This is a genomic window from Natrinema sp. SYSU A 869 (assembly GCF_019879105.1).
Lineage (GTDB): Archaea > Halobacteriota > Halobacteria > Halobacteriales > Natrialbaceae > Natrinema.
Genome location: NZ_CP082249.1, coordinates 2,968,465 through 2,988,670 on the forward strand (window position 1 = coordinate 2,968,465; position 20,206 = coordinate 2,988,670).

A 20,206-nucleotide genomic window follows, 5' to 3' on the forward strand; every position below is an offset into this window, starting at 1 on the left:
GACGATTGACTACTCTGATCGAAATCCCCAACATCCTCATCCCTCAGATACTGAGCCGACGACAACCTTCATCCAGTGCCAGGAAACGGCGACGGCGAGGGGCTCGGGAAGTGATCCGGATCGAGCAGCACGCGACCGTTGCGTATCGGACACCACCGTGGCTCTGAGCGTTGCCCGACTCTCACGACGATTGCAGATTGAGATGACACAGTCTGCGAAATTTCACTTTCCGAAATTGATTAGATATGAATCTGCACGCTGGTAGTTATCCACAAATACTAAGCAAGTCAGGACGAAAAGACTGTCAAGATGTCTGACGACAGCTATCTAGATACAGACCCGAGGGATGGGGAAACGACCGGCCCTCGGACCGTGGATCGACGGCGGCTCCTGAAAACGACGGGTGGGGTTGCGGCCGGGACGGCGTTCGCCGGCTGTCTCGAGACGGCCGGGTCGGTCGTCGGTAGTAGCGACGGCGCGGATCCGGTCAAGATCGGGTTGTTGGCACCGGACCCGGACAGCGACATGATCGGTCGGTCGATGTACCGATCCGCAGAGCTCGCGGTCAAGGAACTCAACGAGAACAACCGTCTCGACGGCCGACAGGTCGAACTGGTTCTGGGAGATACGAATTCGAGCCCGCAGGAGGCCCGCCGACAGTACCAACGGCTGATTCTTGACGAGAATGTCGACGTGACGACCGGCGTGTTCGCGAGCGAGGCGCTGTTGGGTATTATCGACGACATCGCCGAACAGCAGACGATTCATCTGACCACCGGTGCGGCGACGACCAAAGTGAGTCAGATGGTCCGAGAGCAGTACGAGGACTACAAGTACCACTTCCGTGTTGGCCCGAACAACGACGTCGACCTCGGACGGATGCAGATCGACTTCCTGAAGGATATGGCGGGTGAGGTCGGCTGGGACTCGATCGCACTCCTCGCCGAAGACTACGAGTGGACGGAAAAACCGTGGGAGGTCTATCAGAGCCGGATCGAGGAGACCGGCGTCGATGTCGCGCTCGAGGAGCGATATCCGCCGGCGATAGACAGCTTCGAGAGTCGGTACGATGAGGTCGAGGCGGCAGACGCCGATGCGATATTCATCACGACCGCCCATACCGGGACCAGTGCGCTGCTGGACTGGGGGGTGCCTGAGCGCGAGTTTGACTTCGGCGGGATCCACGTGCCGATGCAGCTCCCGGCGTACTACGATCTGGTCGGCGGGAAGTGTCAGTACGGGATCGGCCAGACCAGCGCTACGGCGACCAGTGAGATCACAGACAAAACTCAGGACTTCGTTAATGCATATAAGGGGATGCACGGGGGATCGAATCCCGTCTACACCGGCTACCACACCTACGACGCGATCAAGCTGTTCGCACACACAATCGAACAGGAGGGGACGTTCGACCACGAGCAACTCGTTCCCGCACTCGAGGACGTCTCGTTCACCGGTAGCGCCGGTACGGCCGAGTTCTACGATCAGGGGACCGACGTCGAGGGAACGCCGGTCGACCACGACCTCGTCTACAGGAAAGAGGAGACGATCTACTTCCAGTGGCAGGAGACTGACGACGGTGAGGGAAGACAGGAAGTCATCTGGCCGCCGGAGGAGGCGACCGCGGACTACGTGACGCCGTCGTGGCTCGCGTAAACAACATCGGTCGCAGAACGGACGCATATTGATCGTTCGACGGTTTCGTTTTCGATACTCGCTTCGTGCAGATATCTCTCAGTCGTCTGCGTTCGCGTTAACGGAGCGGTCGGTATCGATGAATCGATCGAGGCCAGCGAGCAGTGCCACCGAGATCAGGGCCCCGGTAATCGCAACGGCCGCAATCATCCCGAAAAACGCCGTCAGTGACCATTCACCGAGGACGAAGCCACCGATAGCGATACTCGCCGATCCGAGGCCGAACTCCCCGAGATAAGTGTACCCATAGGAGAGCCCTCGGGTATCCGCCGGCGTGTACACTGCGACGGCGTTCTGGTAGAACGGCTGAATCGCGAAGAGGAAAAAGCCGAAGACGCCACAGAGGACGGCGATAGCGGCAAGTCCCATCCCGGTGACCGGGACGAAGGCGAGTGCGAGCACCGCGAGGACGGCGAAGATCGCGAGCAGCCCGCGTGCCGGCGCGATCCGATCGGTCAGTTTCCCGCCGACATACTGGCCGCCCATCCCGACGACCAACAGTCCGACGTAGATGTAGTCGGCGGGTTCGATCCCCTCGAGGCCGGCGGGAACGACCAGCCCCTCGATCGCTGCGAGTCCGTGCAGAATCTCGGGGAGATAGGTAAGCATTCCGCGGTAGTACAGCCCCTCGACGGCGACGATGAGGAAGATGACCGCGAAGGCGCTCGCAAAGAGTGCCCGCGAGTTCGAGACGAACTCCGACAATGACAGCGCCTCGTCGGGGCCGGCGTCGACGTCTTCCTCGACGGCCGCGGTGGGATTGAACTCCGCGCTGAGACCGTAGAGGACGGCGATGACCCCAGGAACGGCGAGGACGGCCGCGACGAGCGACCACTCGAGGAAGATCAGCAGCGTCGCGGCGACGAAGGGGCCGAGCGCAATGCCAGCGTTGCCGGCGATGCCGTGCCAGGCGAAGACGGTCCCACGTTCCTCGACGCCGGTACTGATGAGTGCCAGCCCGGCAGGGTGGTAGACGCTGGCGGCGGCCCCCCATAGGACGAGTCCGATGGCGATTGCGTAGATCGAGGTTGCGAGCGAGAGAACGAGGAAGGCGGCGCTCATCCCGCCCAGACAGAGGACGATGAGCCGCTTCGTGCCGTACCGATCCGCGAGGATCCCGCCCGGGAGTGCGCCGATCCCGAAGGGCGCGTAGCCGAGCGCGACGACGATCCCAAACAGCGCGACCCCCACGTCGAACTCGGCCAGCCAGACGACCAGAAAGATCGGGATCGAGGTCTCGAACCAGTGGACGAGCGCGTGGCCCGCCATGGTAAAGCTCGCGATCGCGCGATCGTTCGCGTTCAGCCCCATTGCGTTACCCGAACGCGGACCCTCCGCACACTTAGCCGCTTGGGAACCGGCGTCGACCGCTCTCGAGACGCATTAAAACCCGAACCGGAACTCCCGCTTGAGGTCCGCCGGCAGGATCACGTCGAGTTCGCCGGCGGACTCGTACTCGCTGATCGCGTCGACCATCGCCTTGAAGGCGGCGAGGGAATCGCCCTCGAGGCGGTGGAAGAACAGCGAGGTGATCCCGCGCATCGACGCCGTGCGCTCGACGGCCGTCCGCGCTCGCTCGGCGCTGGGTTCGCCGATCCGGGACGTCTGCCGCGGGTTCACGGCGTATCCCTGAACGGGTCGGCCGCCCGCGAAAGCGATGTCGTGGTATTGCTCGACGAGGTCAAGCGTTCGGTCGTCGTAATCTCCATGCGGGTATGCGAAGTACTGGGCACCCTCCCCGAACCCCTCCGCCTCGAGCCAGGCTTTCCCTTTCTTGATCTCCGTTTCCTGCGTCTCCGTCTCGAGTTCCGATAGGTGAGGGTGGGAGTAGCAGTGGTTGCCGATGACCCAGCCGGCGTCGTGGAGTTCGTGGACCTGATCGACCGTGAGCCGGGGGGAGCCGCCGGGGTCGTCGGCACCGCGGGTCTCCGCTTCGATCCGAGCCGGATTGACGAACGACACCGCGGGATAACCGTGCTTCTCGAGGATCGGGAGGGCTCTCGTGTAGTCGGTGACGTGGGCGTCGTCGAACTGGATCATCACTTTCCCGGTCTCGGGGCGCGGCACGAGATGCAGGTCGTCGATCCAAACCGTTTGCGTCTCGCCGTCGCCCGTCCTGACGAGGACGTACACCTCGCGAACGGCGGTCGGATCGAACCCCGTCGTGATTTCCTCGACGCCGAAGTTGTACCGGACGAGGGGGAGGCCGCCTTTGATTCCACGACGGTAGTCGATCTCCACTCCGTCGTCGTCGACCAATCGGAGCCAAGGGACGACGAGGCTGTCCGATGCGACGGCGAGACCCGGAACGACGTCGGCGAGATCCTGCGGTTCCGAGAACGCCGTCACGATGCCGCCAGTCCGTTCGGCCGCTGGTATCTCGAGGCGAGCGCTCTGGGTGCCCACGAGGGACCGACTCGAGTCGGCCGAGAGCGTTCCGCCGAACGCCTTCCACGAGTCGAGCGTCTCGAAATCGTCGATTGTCCCGGCCAGTGCTGGGTCGTCCGTCGCCGGTTGCTCGCCGAATTCGGTCTGCGGTGGTGGGTCGGGATCTCTGCTCGCATTCGAATCGGAATCAGTCGGTGACGAATCGGATGATCTCGAGGTGAGACAGCCGGCGAGACAGAACGCCGATGTCGCTGCGAGATAGTGCCGTCGTTGCATTCACGACGGAACATATCGAACGGGGATATTGTTACGAGCCCGTTACTGTCGCCGTTGCGGACGTAATCAGACGCTATATCGCATTCAGACCGCGAGATCGTTTCTGACCGCGAGAGCCGCGCCCCGATGACGTTCAGCGGTCGTCGTCCTCGGCCGATTCGCGACCGCCGACGACGAGTTCACCGTCGTCGGTCTCGACGTAGACGTCGTCGGCGAAGCCACCCTCCGCGTGAGGGTGCTCGGGATCCTCGAGTCTCTCGGGCGTCGACGGTGCCTCGGGGAGTCCCTCCGGCGGCGCGAACTGGCCGAGCGGTTCGTCGATCGTGACGTCCCACCGTTCGAAGAACTGCCGGTAGCGGTCGTAATGGGCCTCAAGTTCGTCGATAGGAAACTCCATCATCTCGGTCCAGCCGTGATTGTAGAAGTCGAAGTTGGCCTGAATGTGGGTGATCTCGCGGGCCTCGGCTTCGGAGTAGCCCTCCTGCAGCGCGCGCAGGTAGGCGTCTATCGTCGCGTCGAAGAGTCCGTCGAGGTGGGCGTTTCGCTCCTCAGCGTGGGCGGGATCGGCCTTGCCGCTGAAGATCTTGGTATGGAGTCTGACGAGTCCCGACTTAGTGACTGATCGAATCCCCGGGGTCTCGAGTGACTTCCGATACGCGAAGTGTTTCGCGTTCTGGCGGAGTTTCATGCACTCGTTTTGGGCAGGAGTCCTAAAGAACGGTTCGGACAACAATGTTCGATCCCACCGACCGATCGACATCCCACGTTTCTTGCCGCCACTCCGGTCGAACGGACCGGCCATCGATGACGGAGTAACCGTCGTCAGAGATGGCAGCAAACCTTGCTCTCTCGAGAAATGGTGCCGAAATAGTCGCATTGGGAGCACGTTGGTGAATATATTCGGTCACTAGTTTACGATTGTTGTGCCACACTCTCCCGTCTGGTAAAATAGACGAGATAGCAACCCACTTTAACCCGCATTACGAACGTTCCGGATATGACTCAGTACGTCATCATCGGTGACGGGATCTCGGGTAGTTCGGCCGCCGAGACCCTCCGGGAGGAAGACCCGGACGCGAAGATTACCGTTATCACCGATGAGGGGGAGCCGCTGTATAATCGGATTCTCATCAAGGAACACGCGAAAGGCAAACTCCCCGAAGCCCCCATTTCGATCCACGACGAGGATTGGTATCAGGAACGTGACATTGACCTCTCATTGAACACCCATGTCACGAGCGTCGACACCGACGCGAAGATCATCTCTACCCACGACAGCGGCGAAATACCGTACGACAAGCTGCTCGTGGCGACCGGCGGGACACCAACACAGCTGCCCGTCGAGAACAGCGATGCCGACGGGATCCACCACTTCTGGACCTTCGAGGACGCCCGTGGCATCCGCGAACATGCCGAAAACGCCGACAAGGGCGTCATCGTCGGTGCCGGATTACTCGGCATCGACTTCGCTGCGGTCTGTGGTGCACAGGGTATCGAGGCCGACTACCTGATGCGCGGCGACCGCTGGTGGCGCTACGCGCTCTCGGGCGATGGCGCGGAGATAATGCACGAGGGCATGCGAGAGGTCGGCGTCGAGCCGGCCTTCGACAGCGGCGTCGATCACTTCGAAACCGACGACGGTCGCGTCACCGCCGCGGTCGACCCTAACGGCGACCGCTACAAGTGTGACTTCGTTGGAGCCGCCATCGGGCTCAACTTCAACACGGAATTCCTTCGCGGATCCGGGATCGAACAGGACAACGGGATCATCGTCGACGAGTACATGCAGACCAACGTCGACGATGTCTACGCTGCGGGCGACCTCACCAAGTTTTACGACGTCCTGCTCGGTGAGCGGGGCCAGAACGGCTCGTGGGGCTCGGCCAAGGAGCAGGGCCGCGTCGCCGCGATCAACATGGCCGCCGACGAGGAAGCCGAAGGGTTCCAGTGGGTCTCTTCGTACTCCATCACGCACTTCGACTTCCCGTTCCTCTCCTTCGGTCACCCGACGCTGGGCGACGAATACGCCGAGCGCCGCTACAGCGACACGGAGTGGCGACGTGTCGCCTTCAAGGACGGCCGGATCGTCGGTGGCGTCCTCATCGGTGACCTCTCGCCCCAGAGCAAGTTCAAACAGCTGATGCGTGAACAGCGCGTCGTCGCCGACCAGGCCGACGTGCTCCTCAAACAGTCCGTCGATCTGGACGAACTCGCTGCACCCCAGGAACAGTAATTCGAACCGTTCCGTTCACGCTGTCCGTTTTTCCCCTCTCGAGGCGCTTACTGCGTTGTATCGTTACAGCCAGTTTCGATCCATATGCAGACTGATGCGACCATTCTATCGCCTCGATCCGGAGACCATCCACCCCACGAGCCGGAACTATTAAGTCTAAGCAAGCTATTTGGTAACAATGAACATGGCTGCCAGTGAACTTCGCCGTCGATCAGCCCGCCTCGAACACGCCGACGTTCGACTCGAGCGCGTCGAGTCGGTCACGACGAACGCGACAGTTCGTCATATTGATCAATTCGATTCGGAGACACTGGGGGCCGTCTATCGCGCCGTTTCGGAGGACAGACCCGTTTCGACTGCTGAGACCGATCTCGAGCCGGGCGAGGTGATCGTCTTTACGGACTACTACCGCGTCGAACGCGTCTGAGTGGGCCAATGGAGTCGCGAGCCAGACCCCTCGTCCAGTGGGTGGTATCGAAGTCGTTTTCCCGTGTGCGCGCCTTCGATGACGCATGAACGGCGACAGCGACATGACACTGGCGTTCGAACTCGAGGCGCTCAAGGAACTCGCCTCGCCCGAGCGCGTGTTCGAAGACGCCAGAGGGTGGACCGAGTACATCGGCGTCGTCTCCGAGAAACCGACCTACGTCGTGACGAACTTCACGCGGAAGAATCGCATTCGACAGGACTTCTTCTCCGGCCCCCGCGGGAAAGCGGAGAGCCTCGAGGGCGTCAAAGACCAGTTCGACACTGACCGCTACGTTTACGTCGGTGCGAACGACGAGGACGAGCAACTGGCCGACGAGGTCGGCTGGGAGTACCTCGACGTCCACGACGCCGCCGACGCGGCGGACTGGGTACCGGCAACACATGCCGATGACGAGGACGACGAGGCGGAACAGGTCCGCGACGATTGGCCATAGCTCCGCCGTCGGCGTTCTCCCCGAAACGGTCGAGTCGTACTCCTCGGACCGTTCTCGTCCCCTGAGCTGCAGCGAGACGAGTCTCCCGTTTTTCTCCGCGAGTCGTCGCCCTTATGCCGACTCCAGCCGAAGCGCTGCCAATGGCAGACTCCGGCGTCCCGGGTTCCGACAGCGGTGATCGGCTCGAGCTTCCCTGCGGGGAGAGCGTCGACCCCCACGAAATCGATCTGGGGATGCGCGAGTATACCTGTCCCTGCGGCGACGCCCACGCCGTCGTGACCGACGTCCATCCGCCCTCGCGTTTCTTCCCGGAGTCGCTCGTGGCCGTCCTCCAGGAAACGATCGACACTGATGACGAGTTCGAGGAGTTCGGGACGCCCCACCTGCTGGGCGTCGTCTTGGAGGAGTTCCCCGAGGAGGTCGTCGTCTACGACGCGAGCGACGACGGTGCCGTCGGCTACACGCTGTTGTGGATGACCGACTTCGACGCCCGTCGACTCCACGAGATCGTCGTCGAACTCGTCGTCGAACTCATGGAACACGCGATCAGCCACGCCGAGAACGACGACGCCGTCACCGAGTTCGAGTCCCAGATGCTCGAGTTCGACGTCGCGGAGTTCGTCGATCAGTATCGCCGACAGCGCGAATTCGAGAGCGAACACGACCAGCCCCTCTGATACGGATTACTGTAACGATTTACCGGCGCAACCCCAGAGCGGACGGGGTTGCGCCGGCAATGACTTACAGTAGACCGTATGAGACGCGACCCACGTGAGACGCGTCAATGGGTAGCGCAGAGCGTCTCGAGCGGCCTGCAATCGTCGATTCCCGTGATCTGATCCATCGAGCAGGTTGGCGGTGATGGTTTTGCAAGGACGGTTCCACACTGCATTCCCACGACGAGACGTAGGATCTCCTTCGGGTGGAAACGATGTGTGACCTCACGGTCGCGTCGCGAGAAATATCCCATACGCAAATAGACTGATGCCTATCATGAGAGAGACGATTCCGGGGAGGCTCCACGTAATAACGTCCATCTTTCGAGCGACGCCGTATGCGAGCAGCGCACTACCGAGGCCGAGTTGGAGAACGAGCCGGGCCTGGTGAAGCGTCCTCCCGTTCGACTCATCCGATGCAGTCATTATATATAATAAAATAGTATCTACAAATATAACTTCGGGGCTCCGCGATACGAGTGTGACGATCGATCTCTGTGGAGAGTACTGCAGAGTCGATATCGCTACGTTGCGAACGAAACGGCCAGTCGAAGCCCGCCCGCCTCGCTCTCGCCGACGGCGATCGACCAGCCGTGGGCCTCGACGACCTCGGAGACGATCGCCAGTCCGAAGCCGGTCCCGTCCGTGGCGGTACTGTATCCGGATTCGAGAATCTTCTCACGTTCGCGCGACGGGATTCCGGGGCCGTCGTCACCGATGGCGAACCCGTCGTCAGTCGGCTCGACCGTAATCGTCACGTCAGTCCCGACGTGGTCGTGTGCGTTTCGGAAGACGTTCTCGAAAAGCACGAGCAGCCGCTCTTCGTCGGCTTCGACAGTGGGTAACGCCCCCTCCTGGATGACGGTCAGTTCGGGGCCGACCGTCCGATGGGCCTGCTCGATGATGTCGTCGAGGTCGACGGGTTCCGTCTCCGTCAGTCGCTGGCCGCTCCGGGCGAGCGTGAGGACGTTCTCGATGAGGGCATCCATCCGGTCGACCGCCCACTCGATCTCCTCGCGGTATCGCTCGCCTTCGGCATCGAGGTGAGACTCGAGGTTATCGAGGTGGCCCGCTGCGAGTGTGAGCGGGGTCCGGAGGTCGTGGGAGACGGTGCTCGCAAAGGCGTCCAACCGGTCGTTCTGGCGCTCGAGTTCGGTCGTTCGCACGGCGAGTTCGTCCTCGCGGCAGGCCCGCTCGAGTGCGGCTTCGACGTTGGCCCCGAGGATGCGTGCGAGCGTGATCGTCTCCGGATCGAAGTCGTTCGTCGCCGTCGAACTGGCGATGAAGATCCCCGCCTCGCCGAGCGGGATGTGGACCTCGCTCCGGACCGAGGTCTTGGGATTTCGAACGTTGTCGGCGTAGCGAACGTCGCCGTGAACGATCGTCTCGCCGGCGTTGAAGGCGTCCCAGGCGATGCTGTTGCCCGGTTCGATGGTCGGGACCGTCCCGAGCAGTGCTTTCGTCTCGTCGGTCATCGCCGCCGGGACGAGCACGCCGGGCTCTCGTGACGGGTCGTCGCTACTTGAGGCAGATCGGTCCGCTCGCTCCTCGTACAGGTGGATCGAATTGGTCTCGAGCGACAACGCGTCATGGGCGATCTCGCTCGCCACCCGGGCGACCTCTTCGCTGCTCTCCGCGGCCATCAGCCGCCGGGTCCCCTCGTGGAGACAGTGAATCCGTCGTTCTCGCTCCTTGTAGTCGCTGATATCTCGGATAGCGCCGACGCTGCCGGTAAACGACCCGTTCTCGTCGACCAGCGGTGCGACGTTGTTCTCGACGAGAACCGGGTCGCCGTCAACGGGTTCGAACTGCATCTCGTAGGTCTCCCATGTTCGATCATCGTCGGACAGGATCTCGCGGAGAGTCTGTTTCGCCCGTTCGACGTCCTCGTCGGACATGTAATTGCTCGGATGATCGCCGACGAGTTCGGGACGCGTCGTCCCGAGCATGTTGGCCATCGCGTCGTTGGCCATCTCGATCCATCCCTCCGCGTCGAGGACGAACATCGGATCGCCGACCGTATCGACGAGGGTCCGATATTGCTCGAGTTCGCGTTCCCGCCGCTTCCGTTCGCTGATGTCGGTATAGATCGCGTACTCGTAGACGTCGCCGTCGATTTCGGCCGCGAACCCGCGGAGAGAGAAGTCTCTGCGTCCGTCGACCGTCAGGCGCTCGACGGTCGCCGTGACCACTTCACCGAGCCCGACTGTCCCGGCGATGCAGACCGGTTCGGCGTCGTCAGGAACGAGGACATCGTCGAGCGAATCCTCGGAGATTGCATCGCGTTCGTAGCCGAAGATGTCCTCGAACGCGGGGTTGACGTCGACGATCCGATTCGGATCGGCGCGGCGCGTCACGATGACGGCGTCAGGATTGTACTCGAAGAGCGCGGCGAAGTGATCACGGTCAGTTCCTCGCGTTCGGACCGACTGGGATGGATCAACGACCCGCTCGCCGTTGCCTGACTGCTGTCCCTCGTCGACTACCGTCTGGAGTTGTGCGAGCAGTCGCTTGATCGAATCTGCGCCGTCTTTTGAGACGTATCCCGATAGCCCGGTCGTAATGGCGTCGCTCGCGAGCCGCTCGTCGCCGTCGGCGGTGTAGAGAACGAACGGAATTTCGGCGGCTCCCTCGGCTCTGATGCGTTCGTGCATCGACAGCGCGTCCGTTTCGGTGAACCGATATTCGGTCACGACGCACGTTTGCTCGTCCGCGTCTATGAGCGTGCTGCGGAGTTCGGCCGGCGTTGCGACGGGTTCGACTACGAGTCCATCTACAGCTGACTCGAGTTCGTCGACGGTTCGGTGGCGAACCGCAGAGTCCGGGTCGGCGTAGATAACGGTGATTGGATGCTGGAAACGGATGATACCGGACGCAATCATCTAGATATTCTAAAGAGATGGAACGAGTCGTCATAAGGTGTGTGGCCGGAAATACCGGTTATTTCCGATCTCAATATCGCTATCGGCCGCCATCGGTAAGCGTGAGTGGGGTTCACACTCAGCCGCTGGATCGGTGGCAACCGTTGCGAATTCGGACTGATTCAGGGTGATAACTCCTACTGGGTTCGAATTTCGAAAATCGATTTCGAGATTCGTACTGTATCGTGGGGCTTATTACGATGTACGAACTCCAATTCGACAAGACAAATGAGTACGGACACCGCCACAGACGCCGAGACGGGCGACGGGCGCACGATCCTGTTGATCGGGAGCGGTCCGATCCAGATCGGACAGGCCGCTGAATTCGATTATTCGGGCGCACAGGCCTGCCGAGCCCTCCAGGAGGAAGGTGCCCGCGTCGTCCTCGTGAACTCGAATCCTGCGACGATCATGACGGACCCGGAGATGGCCGACGAGGTCTACATCGAGCCGATCACGACCGACGCCATCGCTGAGATCATCCGCAAGGAGAACCCCGACGGCGTCATCGCCGGGCTGGGCGGCCAGACCGGGCTGAACGTCACCGCCGAACTCGCGGAGGAAGGAATCCTCGAGGAGTACGACGTCGAGATCATGGGAACGCCGCTGGACACGATCTATGCGACGGAAGACCGCGACCTCTTCCGCCAGCGCATGGAGAAGATCGGCCAGCCGGTTCCCGCGTCGACAACCATCTCGCTCGACGAGGGCGAGGAGGTTTCGGAACTAACCGAAGACGATCTGAAAGACCGCGTCCAGGCCGCCGTCGACAAGGTTGGCGGGCTGCCGGTCATCGCCCGAACGACCTACACATTAGGCGGCTCCGGTTCCGGTGTTGTCGCGGAGATGGACGAACTCCTCCAGCGTGTCCGTAAGGGCCTGCGCCTCTCCCGTAACAGCGAGGTACTCATCACGGAGTCTATCGCTGGCTGGGTCGAGTACGAGTACGAAGTGATGCGCGACGCCGACGACTCCTGTATCATCATCTGCAACATGGAGAACATCGACCCCATGGGCATCCACACCGGGGAGTCGACGGTCGTCACGCCCTCTCAGATCGTCCCCGACGAGGGGCATCAGGAGATGCGTACCGCCGCACTCGACGTCATCCGTGAACTCGGTATTCAGGGCGGCTGTAACATCCAGTTCGCCTGGCACGACGACGGCACCCCTGGCGGCGAGTACCGCGTCGTCGAGGTTAACCCGCGCGTCTCCCGCTCTTCCGCACTCGCGTCGAAGGCGACCGGCTACCCGATTGCCCGTGTGACCGCAAAGGTCGCGCTTGGCAAGCGCCTCCACGAGATTACGAACGAAATTACAGGCGAGACAACCGCCGCCTTCGAGCCCGCGATCGACTACGTGGTTACGAAGGTTCCGCGGTGGCCCAAGGACAAGTTCGACGACGTCGACTTCGAGCTAACGACGGCCATGAAGTCGACCGGCGAGGCGATGGCCATCGGCCGCACCTTCGAGGAAAGTCTCCTGAAGGCACTTCGCTCGAGCGAGTACGAACCCGACGTCGACTGGGCCGAAGTCAGCGACGACGAACTCGAGGACCACTACCTCGAGCGCCCGTCGCCGGACCGTCCCTACGCGATGTTCGAGGCGTTCGAACGCGGCTACACTGTTGAGGAAGTCCAGGAACTGACGGGCATCTTCGAGTGGTACACCGAGCGCCTCAAGCGCATCGCCGACTCGACGATCGCCGCCCAGGAGGGTGACTTCACCGAGGCTGCGATCGCCGGCCACACCAACGCAACGATCGCCTCCGCCGCCGGCGCGGACGTCGACACTGTCGAAACCGAGGTTCCCGGCCGTACTTACAAACAGGTCGACACCTGCGCCGGCGAGTTCGAGGCCGAGACGCCGTACTACTACTCTGCGCGTAAGTCCGAGTTCGAGTCCGGCCCACTGCTGGGCGACGCTGCTGCAGGCGAACTTGAGGTCAATCGCGACATCGAGAGCGTGATCGTCGTCGGCGGTGGCCCGATCCGCATCGGACAGGGTGTCGAGTTCGACTACTGTTCGGTCCACGCAGTCCGCGCCCTGCGCGAACTGGGGATCGACGCCTACGTCGTGAACAACAACCCCGAGACCGTCTCGACGGACTACGACACCTCCGACGGCCTCTTCTTCGAGCCGATCACGGCCGAGGAGGTCGCCGACGTCGCCGAGGCGACCGGTGCCGACGGCGTGATGGTCCAGTTCGGCGGTCAGACCTCCGTCAACATCGGCGAACCGCTCGAGGACGAACTCGCGCGCCGCGGGCTTGACTGTGAGGTCATGGGCACCTCTGTCGAAGCGATGGACCTCGCGGAGGACCGCGACCGCTTCAACGCCCTGATGGACGAACTGGGCATCGCCCAGCCCGAGGGCGGCACGGCCTTCTCCGAGGAGGAAGCCCTCGAGTTGGCCCACGACATTGGCTACCCCGTCCTCGTCCGCCCCTCCTACGTGCTGGGCGGCCGTGCGATGGACGTCGTTTACAACGACGAGGAACTCGAGACCTACATCGAGGAGGCGGTTCGTGTCGCACCCGACAAGCCGATCCTCGTCGATGACTTCCTCGAGGACGCGATCGAGCTCGACGTCGACGCGGTCTCTGACGGCCGCAACGTCATCATCGGCGGCATCATGGAACACGTCGAAACGGCGGGCGTTCACTCCGGCGACTCCGCGTGTATGATCCCGCCGCGCTCGCTCGATGAGGATACCATAGAGCGCGTCCGCGAGGTCACCGAGGACATCGCCGAGGCGCTCAAAACGAAGGGCCTGCTGAACGTCCAGCTGGCTGTCCGCGGCGTCTCCGGGCATGGCCCGGATGGCTCGTCGGACTCTGACGAGTCCGACGCTGGCGAGGTGTACGTCTTAGAGGCCAACCCGCGTTCCTCGCGTACCGTCCCGTTCGTCTCGAAGGCGACCGGCGTCCCGATCGCCAAACTCGCCGCGAAGGTCATGGCCGGCGAGACCCTCTCGAGTCTCGAGGTTGACGAGCAGATCCCCGACCACACTTCGGTCAAGGAGGTCGTTCTGCCCTTCGACCGTCTGCCGGGCTCGGACCCGCGTCTCGGTCCGGAGATGAAGTCCACCGGCGAGGTCATGGGGACGGCCAGCGATTCCGGCACGGCCTACTGGAAGGCCCAGCAGGCCGCCGATAACGCCGTCAGCGAGGGTACTGCTGTGGTCGATCTGGATGTCGACGGCTTCGAGGATCACTTCGACGTCGCGTCGTTCGATGACGTCCCACAGGCCATCCGCGAGGGGACGGTCGACTTCGTCGTCAGCCGCGACCGCGACTCCCTCGAGATGGCCGTCGAAGAGGAGATTCCCTACCTGTCGACGGAAGCCAGCGCCGAGGCCTACGTCGAAGCGCTCGATAGCTTCGAAGGCGACCTCGAGGTCGCGTCGGTGACGGACCGTCCGAAGCACGCCGCCAAGTGGGGCTCGGCGGAGTAAGGGAGCGCTCGAGTCGTTCCGTCGCAGGTATCGCTTTCACCGTTTTTGACTGTAGCGAGCGATTTGTTCGGTTGACGTTCCCGACCGCGAATTTGCTAACCCAACTGGCGCACTAGGACGGAAGTAGTAGAACGATTGCTGAGTAGGACCTGTCAGACGGTAAGGGGAACTCGATGTCCGTTCTCTCGAATCCAGTCGGCAGAACTCAGCGGCCGAACCGGACGTCGATCGTCGTCCCGTCGGTTTCCGTCTCTCTGATGCGTACCGCCGGGAGGATTGCGCGTAGCCTCGTTGGGACGAGGCCCCCGATCCCAGCACCGATCGCCGCGAGCCGTTTTCGACATAGCGAGTACAGTCCCGCGACCGCGACCAGCGAGAACAGGGCGATGTCGGCTGCTGCCGGCGTGCTCCCCGACGAGATCGTGACGGCCGCGAACCCGAGACAGACCAGGAAGTCCTCTGGCGCGCCCGAGTACCGAACGTACCGTCGCGGTCGGTGCCATCGGCCGAGGACGTGGTTGTAGACGCCGTTTTCGGTCACCGGATTCCAGGGTTCCCGTTCCGCACTGCCGCCGAACACGTCGGAGACGGCGTGCAGGGCGGCGGCTCCGACCCCGACCGTCAGGACCACCAGTGGAGCCGACGCCGTCAGGTGGACCGCGCCGAGCAAGACGAGGAAGAGGACCGAAAAGCCGACCGGATAGTGCAGCGTCTTCCGATGGCTCGCCAGCAGGTCGGCGTCCGGCGCGAGCCCGCCGACGAACGCCGCCGCGAGCAGGAGGGGCGCCCCGACGTAGTCGCCGAGAACTGGAAGGACGACGACCGCGGCGGCGAGGGCCGCGAACCCGTGTGTGAGCGCCATCATAGCGATACTGGTCGCTATATAGCGCTCAGTACTGATAAGCAACGAGGCTTCGCCTCCAAGGACGACACACGCTCGAGGAATGATGGTGACCCACCGCTGCTCGAGTCGAGCTGTCGCCGCGCCGTCGACTCGAGGGGGGTCAGGAACCGAACTCAGCGCAGCGAGGGAGTCTTTCGCCTCGCGTTCCTGAATACCTTGCTCAGGTATTGCCACGTCGTCGTCCGCTCGCCGACGGCGGCAGTCCGGCCGGCGCGCATCGACTCGAGGATCGCGTTCGGCGTCGGAGCGGTGTCCGTGGGCAGTTGAACCGTCGTGGCGGCGCGGCCGACGTTATTAGGACGGTGGGCGTCACTTCCCCCGAATTGTGGATAATCACAGCGCGTCGCGAACCGGTCGGCCTGTCGGTTCCGGACGTTCGTAACCGTGTGGGCGTTGTAGACTTCAATGCCGTCGACGCTATCGATTGCGGCCTCGCGAGCGCCGTGTCGGGACCGTTGGAACGGATGAGGAACGACCGTGACGCCGTCTGTGGCGCGGACCGCCCGTGCCGTCTCGGCGAGCGGGCGGTCGGGTTCGGGTGCGGCGTCGACGCCCATCGCGAGCAGGTGGCCGTCGGCAGTCGAAACCTCGCAGCCGACGATGACAGCGAGATCGTCGGGTGCCAGTTCTGCGACCCGGGTTGCGCCGTCGACCGTGTCGTGGTCGGTGACGACGATGCCGTCGAGGCCGATAGTCCGTGCCGTCCGGACCAGTTCCGCTGGCGTCGTCGTTCCGTCGTAGGAGGCGCTGGTATGGACGTGGGGATCGATACGCAGCGTTCGCGATGCCCTATCGCCAACGCCGATCGCATGACCCGTCATAGGTGGCCGAACTCGAGGGCGATCGCCAGCCCGGCGGCGGCGACCGCGGCGAGGCCGGCCAGCACGTGGGTGGTATCGGTCTTATAGGCCTTGTAGTCCGAGATCATCAGCGGGCAGACGGCACCGATGACGAGCCCTGCCAGCCAGCCGTTCCAGCCCCCGACGAGGATGATGAGGAAGTAGTTTGCGACGACGACGAGGTTCGTGTGCACGACGGTAGTCCCATGGTAGAAGCTCTCGCCGCCGTCCGATCCGAACCCCTCGCTGTTGTGCCGGACCAGCCTGAGTCCGCCGAACGCGAGGACGAGAAACCCGACGACGAGGCTCGCGTACACACTCGGTGCGAGGACGAAGTGATACAGGAGGACCGCCGGGACCAGATACGCGAAGATGTCGATGAAGGAGTCTACCTGGCGACCAAACGGTGACGACGTTCCCGTGCGGCGAGCGTACCACCCGTCGGCCTTGTCCAGCAGGAAGGCACCGAACATGACCAGCAGTGCCCAATTGGGCTCCCCGCGAGCGAACAGGAGCGCGCTGGCCCACCCGACGAACAGCGCGCCGAGGCTGATATAATCGGCCCCCGTGAGCTGTCCGAAGACGTTCGTTCGATCCGCCGCGTTGCCGACCCGCCGATCGGCGAGATCGAGCCGATTCCAGACCCCTCGTATCGCCTCTCGCAGTTCACTGGCCATCCGCTCGAGTGGAGACTCCACGGGGACCGGCATAAATCTGCTCTGACAACTATTTACTTACTACCGTTCTATATAGATGTGGAGAGATACGTACCGCTCGAGAGCGTTCCGATCGTCTCACCAGCTGGGAACGCAGCGAACGGGGTCGACCTGGGCCACCGATTACATCGCTCGAGTCGCTCGAGTCGCCCGATGGGAGAACGGGCCGACCCTAACGTAGCGCCGACGGCGACGCGGTTCGAAGCCGTGGCGTTCGAACAGTAAACGCGACGGTGCGTTATCGACGGCGACGAGCGCGGTCGCCTGCTGTGCGCTCCGTTCGCGCGCCCGTCGACAGGCCTCGGCGACCATCGCCGTCGCGATACCGCGGTTTCGGTGTTCCGGATCGACGAAGACGCGTCTGATGTAGGCACCGTCGAACGCGAGCGTCCGCTCGAGGGGATCGATCTCGTGGGCGGTATCCACTGAGAGAAAGAGATATCCTCGTGCTCGCCCGTCCTCGAGCGCGGCGACGATGCGCTCGTCGGGACCGAGTTCGGCCACTGGCGCGTCGAGTGATGCGACCTGTGCTGGCTCACAGGCTTCGATCGCGTATGATCGCTTGCCGTCCGGCGCGAGCGCGTCGAACTCGCTCTCGTCGAGCGCCGCGACGTACTCGTCCATCACCGTCGCTGTGATCCCTGCCTGTGCGAGTGCGTCGTAGGCGGCACGGCCGTACCGATTGCGCGTCAGCCGCCACAGTCGTGGCATCGGTCATCGGATTTCGCCGCCGATCGAATAAAGGGTCGGGTCGACGGACCCCCTCTACTCGAGCGGGCACGGCGTGCGAGTCGGAATCGGTCGCGCTCGTCGTTCCTTACTGGGTCGTTACCGCTGTCTCTCCGGTACACGCGAGAATCAACTGCGTCGCCTCCTCGGGGGCGTCCCAGTGGGGGTAGTGACCGCACCCTTCGAACCAGTACAATCGTGCGTCGGGAAACCGCTTCAGCGCGCGTTTCGCCTGCCGCGGGAGGGTGACCCGATCCTTGCGGCCCCAGCCGATCACGACCGGGCCCGGGGTGGAGTCCGTCCCCTCCTGACCGGGTCCGAATGCCAATCGACGCAGGAGTTCGTCGAAGGACGGCGAGTCCGCGAAAGTCCGCATCTCCTCGAGTGCGACGTCGGCGGGCAGCTCCCAGGGGCGTGCCGAGAGCTGAGCCAGCAACAGCGTGCGACCCACGGCGCTATCCATGAGCCGCCCCATCACGGGCTGGAGCAGGCGAACGAGACGGATCGACGGGGCGAGGGTCGCGTAGAAGAAGTACCGCTCCCATCCCTTCCAGAACCCACCGGGATCGAGCGCAACGGTCGCGCCGACCTCGCCCCGGCGCGCCAGTTCGAGCACGAGCCGCCCGCCCATCGAGTTCCCGACCACGTCGACGCCCTCGAGATCATTCCGCTCCAGAAACGAACCGACGGCGTCGGCGAGGGTGTCGACGGATGTCTCGCCGGACAACGGCGGCGTTCCACCGTGACCGGGAAGATCGATGGCGATCACCTCGCGCTCGGCGGCGAGTAATTCGAGTACTGGCCGCCACGTCCGCCAGCTTCCACCCAGTCCGTGGACGAGGAGTAACGGCTCGCCCGTCCCCCGGCGTACGTGATTCAGTTCCATGCTCCGTAAACGACCTCGGACGGTGTAGGGCCTCTGCATCGATAGTGACACGTTCCTCGCCGTTCGGGGCCAATTCCCGTGTACGGACGCGGAACGCCCGCAGCCGACGCGGTTCAATTCTCGCCTCCGAGACACGGCACGACCCCGCTATGGTGATGACCACGCGAATAGAGACCGTTCTGTCGGATATCGAGGTCCCGGTTTCGGACACCGTCCGTCCGGGTCTCGACGGGACTATTCCGGTGATCGATATCGAGTCTCGAGAGTGCACCACGGCGGCTAGATCTTCTGTTTTCGGTCGGTAAAAATATCTATAACGACGTATGGGTTTTTACCGACTCAAGCGCTACCCTGGGTCGCGATTTATGCCCGACCAGACGAGACGCGACGTCCTTCGACTCGCAACTGCATCGACGGCTGCCAGCGTTCTCACGCTCGGCTCGGTGGCCGCACAATCGAACGAAAGCGAATGGGAGCAGGTCGAATCACCGACCGGAAAGTCACTCAACGATGCCGTCGATACCGCCGCGGGGCCGTTCGCGGCCGGTGCCGACGGGAACGTCGTCGCCCGACGGGAGAGCGGCTGGGAGACGGTCGTGGGCTACGGTCCGCAGGCGCGGAGTCGTCGGCTGACCGGAATCGACGCCACCGACGACGGGACAGCGGTCTGGTTCGTCGGTGGGAGCGGCGTCATCGGTGAGTACAACGTCGAGACGCAGACGCTGACGAACTACTCTTCGCCGGGCGGAAAGACGAGCACGTGGGAGGACTGCGCCGTACAGGGGACCGCCGGCGAGAACGAGCGCCTCTACTTCGTCAACGGATCCGGCGAACTCCTCGTCGGCGTCCGGCAGGACAGCGGCGCGATCCAGTACGACGAGGTGACCGAACCCGGCGGCGGCTCGACGATTCCTGGCATCGACTTCCACGCTCGAGAGGCGGGCCACGTCTGCAGTACGAGCCAGTTCGTCGCCGAGACGTTCGACGGCGGGAGTACCTGGGAGCAGATCGGTATCGATTTCGCGGGCGGTGCGTTCTTCGATATCGCCAGCCAGGGCGAACGAGACGTGAACGTCGCCGCCGGGTCCGGGATCGTCTACCGCTACGACGGCTTTCGCTGGACGCCCCATGTCGTCGACGACGGGCGACGGGCTATCCGCGCTATCGACCGTAGCGGTGCCGACGGGATCGCTGCCGGTGACGGCGGCATGCTGTACGAGCGCCAGTCCGCGGGCCAGTGGACGCAGTACGAAACCGCGCTCGAATCGAAACTGAACGGCGTGGCGAGCGGGTCGTCATACGACGTCGCAGTCGGCGACGGTGGGACGATTCTCGAGCGTCAGATCGGAGAATCTGACACCGGTACTGCGGACGGCGATAGTACCAACACCAGTGACGGAAACAGTTCGAACTCGACGACGATCACGGCCACGTCCGTCTCGGTGGACGCGCTCTCCGCCGAGTCACTCTCGGTCGAGAACTACGTTGACGGAGAGTGGGTACCGACGCCGGAACAGTAGGATC

The 20,206-nt window shown here is 63.1% G+C and carries 17 protein-coding genes; 7 read left to right on the plus strand and 10 right to left on the minus strand.

Annotated elements, in window-relative coordinates:
- The first annotated feature begins 309 nt into the window (after positions 1-309).
- Positions 310-1,656, plus strand: coding sequence for an ABC transporter substrate-binding protein (locus K6I40_RS22840; RefSeq protein ID WP_222916938.1), 1,347 nt, complete (start codon positions 310-312; stop codon positions 1,654-1,656).
- Positions 1,657-1,734: 78 nt separating this feature from the next.
- On the opposite strand, the gene K6I40_RS22845 is transcribed toward K6I40_RS22840, so the two are convergent.
- The 3 genes from K6I40_RS22845 to K6I40_RS22855 form a co-directional block, all read right to left on the minus strand.
- Positions 1,735-3,006, minus strand: coding sequence for an MFS transporter (locus tag K6I40_RS22845; protein WP_222916940.1), 1,272 nt, complete (start codon positions 3,004-3,006; stop codon positions 1,735-1,737).
- Positions 3,007-3,078: 72 nt separating this feature from the next.
- A complete protein-coding gene (locus K6I40_RS22850) occupies positions 3,079-4,359 on the minus strand; it encodes a polysaccharide deacetylase family protein (protein WP_222916942.1) in 1,281 nt (426 codons plus the stop codon).
- A 133-nt stretch (positions 4,360-4,492) separates the two neighbouring features.
- Positions 4,493-5,047, minus strand: coding sequence for a DUF6149 family protein (locus K6I40_RS22855; protein WP_222916944.1), 555 nt, complete (start codon positions 5,045-5,047; stop codon positions 4,493-4,495).
- A 309-nt stretch (positions 5,048-5,356) separates the two neighbouring features.
- On the opposite strand from K6I40_RS22855, the gene K6I40_RS22860 reads away from it, so the two are divergent.
- The 4 genes from K6I40_RS22860 (at position 5,357) to K6I40_RS22875 (ending at position 8,192) form a co-directional block, all read left to right on the plus strand.
- Positions 5,357-6,592: an FAD-dependent oxidoreductase gene (locus K6I40_RS22860; RefSeq protein WP_222916946.1), complete on the plus strand. Its 1,236-nt coding sequence runs from the start codon at positions 5,357-5,359 to the stop codon at positions 6,590-6,592.
- Between the two features lie 178 nt (positions 6,593-6,770).
- Positions 6,771-7,019 carry a hypothetical protein gene (locus K6I40_RS22865; RefSeq protein ID WP_222916954.1) on the plus strand — a complete coding sequence of 83 codons (249 nt, stop codon included), beginning with the start codon at positions 6,771-6,773 and terminating at the stop codon, positions 7,017-7,019.
- Positions 7,020-7,104: 85 nt separating this feature from the next.
- Positions 7,105-7,515: a hypothetical protein gene (locus K6I40_RS22870; protein WP_222916956.1), complete on the plus strand. Its 411-nt coding sequence runs from the start codon at positions 7,105-7,107 to the stop codon at positions 7,513-7,515.
- A 140-nt stretch (positions 7,516-7,655) separates the two neighbouring features.
- Entirely contained in the window at positions 7,656-8,192 is a 537-nt protein-coding gene (locus K6I40_RS22875) for a DUF5815 family protein (RefSeq protein ID WP_222916958.1), read from the plus strand.
- Between the two features lie 264 nt (positions 8,193-8,456).
- On the opposite strand, the gene K6I40_RS22880 is transcribed toward K6I40_RS22875, so the two are convergent.
- Both K6I40_RS22880 and K6I40_RS22885 read right to left on the minus strand, forming a co-directional pair.
- A complete protein-coding gene (locus tag K6I40_RS22880; RefSeq protein ID WP_222916960.1) occupies positions 8,457-8,657 on the minus strand; it encodes a hypothetical protein in 201 nt (66 codons plus the stop codon).
- A gap of 98 nt (positions 8,658-8,755) precedes the next feature.
- Positions 8,756-11,113, minus strand: coding sequence for a PAS domain S-box protein (locus K6I40_RS22885; protein WP_222916962.1), 2,358 nt, complete (start codon positions 11,111-11,113; stop codon positions 8,756-8,758).
- Positions 11,114-11,380: 267 nt separating this feature from the next.
- Here K6I40_RS22885 and carB point away from each other — a divergent pair, with 267 nt between their 5' ends.
- Complete coding sequence (carB, locus tag K6I40_RS22890) at positions 11,381-14,608, plus strand: carbamoyl-phosphate synthase large subunit (RefSeq protein ID WP_222916971.1); 3,228 nt, start codon at positions 11,381-11,383, stop codon at positions 14,606-14,608.
- A 205-nt stretch (positions 14,609-14,813) separates the two neighbouring features.
- On the opposite strand, the gene K6I40_RS22895 is transcribed toward carB, so the two are convergent.
- The 5 genes from K6I40_RS22895 to K6I40_RS22915 form a co-directional block, all read right to left on the minus strand.
- Positions 14,814-15,686, minus strand: coding sequence for a metal-dependent hydrolase (locus K6I40_RS22895; protein ID WP_255681837.1), 873 nt, complete (start codon positions 15,684-15,686; stop codon positions 14,814-14,816).
- A complete protein-coding gene (locus K6I40_RS22900; protein WP_222916974.1) occupies positions 15,626-16,333 on the minus strand; it encodes a PHP domain-containing protein in 708 nt (235 codons plus the stop codon). Before K6I40_RS22900 ends, K6I40_RS22895 begins: the two co-directional genes overlap by 61 nt.
- A complete protein-coding gene (locus K6I40_RS22905; RefSeq protein WP_222916976.1) occupies positions 16,330-17,028 on the minus strand; it encodes a CDP-alcohol phosphatidyltransferase family protein in 699 nt (232 codons plus the stop codon). Before K6I40_RS22905 ends, K6I40_RS22900 begins: the two co-directional genes overlap by 4 nt.
- Before the next feature lie 162 nt (positions 17,029-17,190).
- On the minus strand, positions 17,191-17,778 hold the full coding sequence (locus tag K6I40_RS22910) for a GNAT family N-acetyltransferase (protein ID WP_222916978.1): 588 nt from the start codon (positions 17,776-17,778) through the stop codon (positions 17,191-17,193).
- A 106-nt stretch (positions 17,779-17,884) separates the two neighbouring features.
- A complete protein-coding gene (locus tag K6I40_RS22915; protein ID WP_222916980.1) occupies positions 17,885-18,682 on the minus strand; it encodes an alpha/beta fold hydrolase in 798 nt (265 codons plus the stop codon).
- Positions 18,683-19,047: 365 nt separating this feature from the next.
- Between K6I40_RS22915 and K6I40_RS22920 the strand changes: the two genes are divergently transcribed.
- Positions 19,048-20,202 (plus strand): hypothetical protein, encoded by a 1,155-nt coding sequence (locus K6I40_RS22920; protein ID WP_222916982.1) that lies wholly within the window; start codon positions 19,048-19,050, stop codon positions 20,200-20,202.
- Positions 20,203-20,206 lie beyond the last annotated feature (4 nt).